This is a genomic window from Saccharomonospora iraqiensis subsp. iraqiensis (genome assembly GCF_000430445.1).
Lineage (GTDB): Bacteria > Actinomycetota > Actinomycetes > Mycobacteriales > Pseudonocardiaceae > Saccharomonospora > Saccharomonospora iraqiensis.
Window position 1 is genome coordinate 101,790 of the sequence record NZ_KE387135.1, and the last position, 6,184, is coordinate 107,973.

Annotated in this window: 4 protein-coding genes; 2 read left to right on the forward strand and 2 right to left on the reverse strand. The window is 71.7% G+C overall.

Annotation, left to right across the window (positions count from 1 at the left end; all coding sequences use genetic code 11):
• A partial coding sequence (locus ACTIR_RS0120455; protein ID WP_026455664.1) for a hypothetical protein occupies nucleotides 1-888 on the reverse strand: 888 nt, incomplete at its 3' end.
• A 230-nt stretch (nucleotides 889-1,118) separates the two neighbouring features.
• On the opposite strand from ACTIR_RS0120455, the gene dnaE reads away from it, so the two are divergent.
• Entirely contained in the window at nucleotides 1,119-4,700 is a 3,582-nt protein-coding gene (gene dnaE / locus ACTIR_RS0120460) for a DNA polymerase III subunit alpha (protein WP_026455665.1), read from the forward strand.
• A 48-nt stretch (nucleotides 4,701-4,748) separates the two neighbouring features.
• On the opposite strand, the gene ACTIR_RS0120465 is transcribed toward dnaE, so the two are convergent.
• Nucleotides 4,749-5,372 (reverse strand): class I SAM-dependent methyltransferase, encoded by a 624-nt coding sequence (locus ACTIR_RS0120465; RefSeq protein ID WP_026455666.1) that lies wholly within the window; start codon nucleotides 5,370-5,372, stop codon nucleotides 4,749-4,751.
• A gap of 70 nt (nucleotides 5,373-5,442) precedes the next feature.
• On the opposite strand from ACTIR_RS0120465, the gene ACTIR_RS0120470 reads away from it, so the two are divergent.
• Nucleotides 5,443-6,000: a GrpB family protein gene (locus ACTIR_RS0120470; RefSeq protein WP_026455667.1), complete on the forward strand. Its 558-nt coding sequence runs from the start codon at nucleotides 5,443-5,445 to the stop codon at nucleotides 5,998-6,000.
• The last annotated feature ends 184 nt before the right edge of the window (nucleotides 6,001-6,184 follow it).

Genomic DNA, 6,184 nt, shown 5'->3' on the forward strand with positions numbered 1-6,184 from the left:
GCCGACGGTGAGCAGCACCGGGGCCGCGGGCTCCGCCCGGGCGGTGGCGTCGGCGAGAAAGCCGGCGAGCCAGCCCACCGCGTCCAGGGACCACTCGGCGAGAGTGCCGTGGACGGTGACCCGGTGGCCGGGCGGGCCGCTCCCGAGGTGGTCGTCGAACGGCGAGCGCTCGGCCAGGGCCGGGTGGTCGGTCGTTGAATGGGACTCGCACGCGAAGAGTGTCTGCTCCTCGCGTCGGAGCGAGCGCAGCAGTTCGGGTGCGAGGTCCGGCACGGCCGGCCGCGCGCCGCTGTCCAGCGTGACGCGCACCCCGGTGCGTGCTCCCGGGTCGCACTCGGAGAACCACCCGATGCTCTCCAGCGAGGGCAGCACGGCCCGGCGTGGCGTCGGGCGCAGCTGCTGCACGGGCAGCAGCAGCTGCACGGCACGGAGCCGAAGAGTGCCGAACCGGGCGAGCACGTGGTCGGCGCAGCACAGGAAGGGCTGCGCGGGCAGCGGCCGGTCGGCCGGGACCGGACCGAGGCCCACCTGGAACCAGGCCGCCAACGGTGAGTCCGGCTCCAGGCCCGGAAGTTCCGGGCCGGCCTCGTGCATGCTCCACGAGCTCGCCGGGGCGGCCCCTCCCGTGCCGGTTCCCGTCGCGCGGTCCGGGACCGGGTCCGTTCCGCCCACGCGCACCGTGCTCTGGTCGGACAGCCACCCCATCGCCCGGGACCGCTTCTCGAACAGGCTGTGCGGGTCCTCGGACGCGGCGGCGGGGTCGCGCCACGGGTGCGGCGACAGGTCCCCGTACAGCGCCGCGATCAGGAGCCCTTCGGGGCTACCGCCGCCCGGCACCGAGCCGGGCCGGGCCGTCGCACCGCTGCCCCGGTGAGCCTCGCCGCCCATGTTGCCCTCCCGATCAGTAGACCCGGTTCCCGTGTGCTGACATATCACCGGACGCGCGGGACGGGCGTCCCGTTCCCCGCGTCCGGCGCCGGGGAGGAGCCCTCCGCGTCCTCGTGTAGCGCCCACCCGGACAGGTGGTCGGACACGCCGGGGCCACCCGGGGCGGGCCCGCGCGCCCTGAGCTAGCGTCGACGGACATCATCCCGCGTTGCCCGAGAAGGAGATCCAGCGTGCCGGAGCAGTTCGCTCACCTGCATGTGCACACCGAGTACTCGATGCTCGACGGCGCGGCGAAACTCGCCCCGCTGTTCGCCGAGGCCGAGCGGCTCGGACAGCCCGCGGTGGCGATGACCGACCACGGCAACATGTTCGGCGCGCACGACTTCTACACGCAGGCGCGGAAGACGAGCGTGAAGCCGATCATCGGGATCGAGGCGTACGTGGCTCCGGCCTCGCGGTACCACAAGAAGCCGGTCTTCTGGGGCAAGTCCCGTACCGGTGAGGACAGCGACGCGACCGAGAGCGGTGGGGACGTCTCCGGTGGCGGTTCCTACACCCACCTGACGATGTGGGCCCGCAACGCCACCGGCCTGCGCAACCTGTTCCGGCTGTCCTCCCTGGCCTCCTTCGAGGGGTACTACCGCAAACCCCGGATGGACCGGGAACTGATCGCCGAGCACGCCGAGGGGATCATCGCCTCCACCGGCTGCCCGTCCGGGGAGGTGCAGACCCGGCTGCGGCTCGGCCAGTACAAGGAGGCGGTGCAGGCCGCGGCCGACTACCGGGACATCTTCGGTGCCGAGAACTTCTTCCTGGAGCTGATGGACCACGGGCTGTCCATCGAGCGCTCGATCCGCGAGGACCTGCTGCGGCTGCGCAAGGAGCTGGACCTGACGCCGGTGGCGACCAACGACAGCCACTACGTCACCGCGGATCAGGCGGAGTCCCACGGCGCGTTGCTGTGCGTGCAGACCGGCAGGACGCTGACCGACCCGAAACGGTTCAAGTTCGACAGCGACGACTTCTACCTCAAGTCGGCCGAGGAGATGCGCGACTACTGGGAGAAGGAGGTCCCCGGGGCGTGCGACACGACCCTGGAGATCGCCGAGCGGATCGAGTCGTACGAGGAGGTCTTCACCGAGAGCGACCGGATGCCGCGGGTCTCCCTCGCGCCCGGGCAGACCGAGGAGGACAAGCTCCGGGCCGAGGTGGAGGAGCTGATCCCGCACCGGTTCCCGGAGGGGCTCACCGACGAGTACCGGCAGCGGGTGGAGTGGGAGCTCAGTGTCATCTGCGAGAAGGGCTACGCCTCCTACTTCCTGGTCGTCGGCGACCTGGTGCGCTGGGCGAAGTCGCAGGGGATCCGGGTCGGTCCCGGGCGCGGCAGTGCCACCGGGGCGCTGGTGTCGTACATCCTCCAGATCATCAACCTGGACCCGATCGAGCACTCGCTGATCTTCGAGCGGTTCCTGAACCCCGAGCGGGACTCCCCGCCGGACATCGACCTCGACTTCGACGACCGTCGCCGGGACGAGGTGATGGCCTACACCCGCGACAAGTACGGCCAGGAGAACGTCGCCCAGGTCCTCACCTTCGGCACGATCAAGACGAAGGCCGCGCTCAAGGATGCCGCCCGCGCGCACTACGGGCAGCCGGGCTTCGCCATGGCCGAGCGGATGACGAAGGCGCTCCCGCCGCCGGTCGCCGCCGAGGACATCCCGCTCGCGGGCATCGTCGACCCGCAACACGAACGCTATCCGGAGGCCGCGGAGATCCGGTCCCTGATCGAGACCGACCAGGACGTGGCGACGATCTTCAACACCGCCCGCGGGCTGGAGGGACTGATCCGCAACGCGGGGGTGCACGCGTGCGCCTACATCCTGAGCTCCGAGCCGCTGCTCGACGTCCTGCCGCTGTGGATGCGGGAGGACGGGGCGATCATCACCGGTTGGGACTACCCGGCCTGTGAGGAGATCGGGCTGCTGAAGATGGACTTCCTCGGGTTGTCCACGCTGACGATCATCGAGGACGCCATCCGGTCCGTGCGGGAGAACCACGGGACCGACATCGATCTGGACACCCTCGGTCTGGAGGACGAGCAGACCTACCGCCTGCTGGCGCGCGGGGACACGCTCGGCGTGTTCCAACTCGACGGTGCGGGAATGCGGACCCTGCTGCGCGCGATGGGGCCGACCCACTTCGGCGACGTGTCCGCCGCGCTGGCGCTGTACCGGCCGGGGCCGATGGCGGCGAACGCGCACATGGCCTACGCGGAACGGTCGAACGGGCGCGCGCCGATCAAGCCCATCCACCCGGAGCTCAAGGACGCGCTGGACCCGATCCTGGGCGAGTCGTACCACCTGCTGGTGTATCAGGAGCAGGTGATGGCGATCGCCCAGCAGCTCGCCGGCTACACCCTGGGCGAGGCCGACCTGCTGCGCAAGGCGATGGGCAAGAAGAAGCCCGAGGTCATCGCGAAGGAATCCGCGAAGTTCCTCGCCGGGATGCAGGAGAACGGGTTCAGCGAGGAGGCCGCGCAGACGCTGTGGGACGTGATGGGGCCGTTCGCCGGCTACGCGTTCAACAAGTCCCACACCGCCGGGTACGCGCTGGTCTCCTACTGGACCGCGTACCTGAAGGCGCACTACCCGGCCGAGTTCATGGCCGCCCAGCTGACCGCGAACTCGGGGAACAAGGACAAGAGCGCGGTCTACCTGTCCGAGTGCCGTCGCATGGGGGTGAAGGTCCTCCCGCCGGACGTCAACGAGTCGGGCGTGCAGTTCGCGGCCGTGGGCGGGAACATCCGCTTCGGGCTGGGCGCCGTCCGCAACGTCGGTGCCGGGGTCGCGCGCGCGATCATCGAGACCCGGCGGGAAAAGGGCGGGTACCGCTCGTTCGCGGACTTCCTGGAGAAGGTCCCCGCGACGGTGTGCCAGAAGCGGGTGATCGAGTCACTGATCAAGGCGGGGGCGTTCGACAGTTTCGGCCTCCCCCGGCTGTCGCTGCTGCGCGTGCACGAGGAGGCCGTGGAGGCGGTCGCGGGCCTGAAGAAGCAGGAGGCTCTGGGGCAGTTCGACCTGTTCGGCGGCGCGGACACCGGTGAGGAGGACGCCGCGGGCACCTCCCCGCTGGCGCACCTGACGTTCGGGCCGGAGGAGTGGCCGCGCAAGGAGCTGCTCGCCTACGAACGCGACATGCTCGGCCTGTACGTCTCCGCACATCCGTTGGACGGCGCGGAGGGCATCCTGCGCAAGCACGCCCCGAAGCCCATCGCCACCCTCAAGCACGGGGCACCGGCGGAGGGTGAGATCACCGTCGCCGGGATCATCAGCAGCATCGACCGGAAGGTGTCCAAGAAGGGCGAGCCGTGGGCGATCGTCACCGTCGAGGACCTGGACGCCTCCATCGAGGTGCTGTTCTTCGCCAAGGCGTACTCGGTCATGGGGGAGGAGCTGGTCACCGACAGCGCGGTCGCCGTCAAGGGTCGGGTGAACTGGCGGGACGACACGATGAGCGTGTTCGCGTCGAACATGGTCACCCTGGACATCTCCGACGCCGAGCACAATCCCGTCAGCGGGGACCTGCCGTTCGTGCTGCGCGCGGACGCGGGCAGGCTCGACCGGGACGTGGTGCAGGAGCTGCGGTCGGCGCTGTCGGCACACCGGGGCGACACCCCGGTGCAGGTGCTCGTCTGCGGTGGGGAGGAGTTCCGGATGGAGATCCCGGACTACCCGGTGGAGGTGTCCAGCACGCTGCTCGGGGAGCTGAAGGGCATCCGCGGGATCATGGTGGAACACACCGGCGCGCTGTGAGGGGTGGCCCGGTCCCCGGGGCCGTCCCGTGGCCCCGGGGACCGGGCCTCAGCCCGCCGCGGGGCCGGGGACGCGCGGGCGCCGGCACACGTAGACCAGGGCGGGCGGCACGTTGCGCCACACCGTGCGGGTGGTCACGACCTCGTCGAAGTACTCGTCCAGCAGCCGCCGGAACCGCCGGGCCCCGGCGAGGTGTGCGGCGTGCCGGTAGGCGAAGGTGCTGAATCCGCCGCCGGGCGCGAGCGCCCCGGCCACCTCGCCGAGGATCCGCCGTTGGGCCTCCACGGCGAACAATGACCACGGCAACCCGCTCACCACGGCGTCGGCACTCCCGACCTGCTCCTCGCCCAGCAGCGCACGCAGGCGCGCCGCGTCGCCGCACACGACGGTGAGCTCCGGATGGGCCGCACGCAGGTGATCGGCCAGCGTCGGGTCGATCTCCACCGCGAGGTGCCTGCCACCGGTCGGGAGCCGCTTGCCCACCACCCGGCTCACCGCGCCGCTGCCCGCGCCCAGTTCCACCACGGTGGGTCGTCCCGACCGGGGCACGACGACGGACAGCTGTTCGGCCAGCCGGGCGGAACTCGGGCTCACCGCGCCGACGAGCCCCGGTTTGCGCAGCGCGGCGTTGACGAAGACGGACAGGTCGCGGGACCGGGTCGGTGTCGGCATACGCAGAATGTGTCAGAGCCGGTGACCACGGTGTGCGCCGGGGCGGCTGCCGCGCCTATGCTCGTCCGCGATGGACGGTGCCGTCCCCGCGTGGGCCCATGAACCGCCGGAGATCCGACCCCCCGACCCCGGGTGGCGGGAGTCGGCGCGGGCCGAGAGCGCCCGGGTGACGGTCGTGCTCGGGCCCTGGCTGGTCGGCGCGGTGGAGCACATCGGTTCCACCGCCGTCCCGGACCTGCCCGCCAAGCCTGTCGTCGACCTGATGGCCCCGGTCGACGATCCCGACGTGGTCGCCCGCGAGGCGGCGGCGGAGCTGGCCGCCGACGGCTGGTGCGCGGTGCCACCGGAGCGGGACGGGCGCCCGTGGCGGAGGTTCTTCGTCAAGCCGGACGCCTCCGGAGTCCACAGGGTGGCCCATCTGCACCTGCTCCCCGCGGGGCATCCGCGGTGGTACGCACAGCTCGCCTTCCGGGACGCCCTGCGCCGGGACCCGGAACTCACCGCCCGGTACGCCGCGCTGAAGCGGCGCCTGGCCACCCGCCACGCCGGGGACCGGGAGGCCTACACGCGGGCCAAGAGCGACTTCGTCGCGGAGGTGCTGGGGCGCGCCGACCGGTCCGGACCGTGAGGCCGCTCTCGGTGGCGCGGACGGAGAACCGGGGGACGGCCTAGGCTGCGCCGTGTGACGCAGGAAGATCGTCCGGCGGAACCGGATCGGGGGCAACGGCGGGGTCGGGCGCCGGGGGAACGGCCGGTGCGGCGGCCCGGCCCGGTGCGCTGGCTGTGGTACGCGGCCGGGGGGCGGTTGCCGG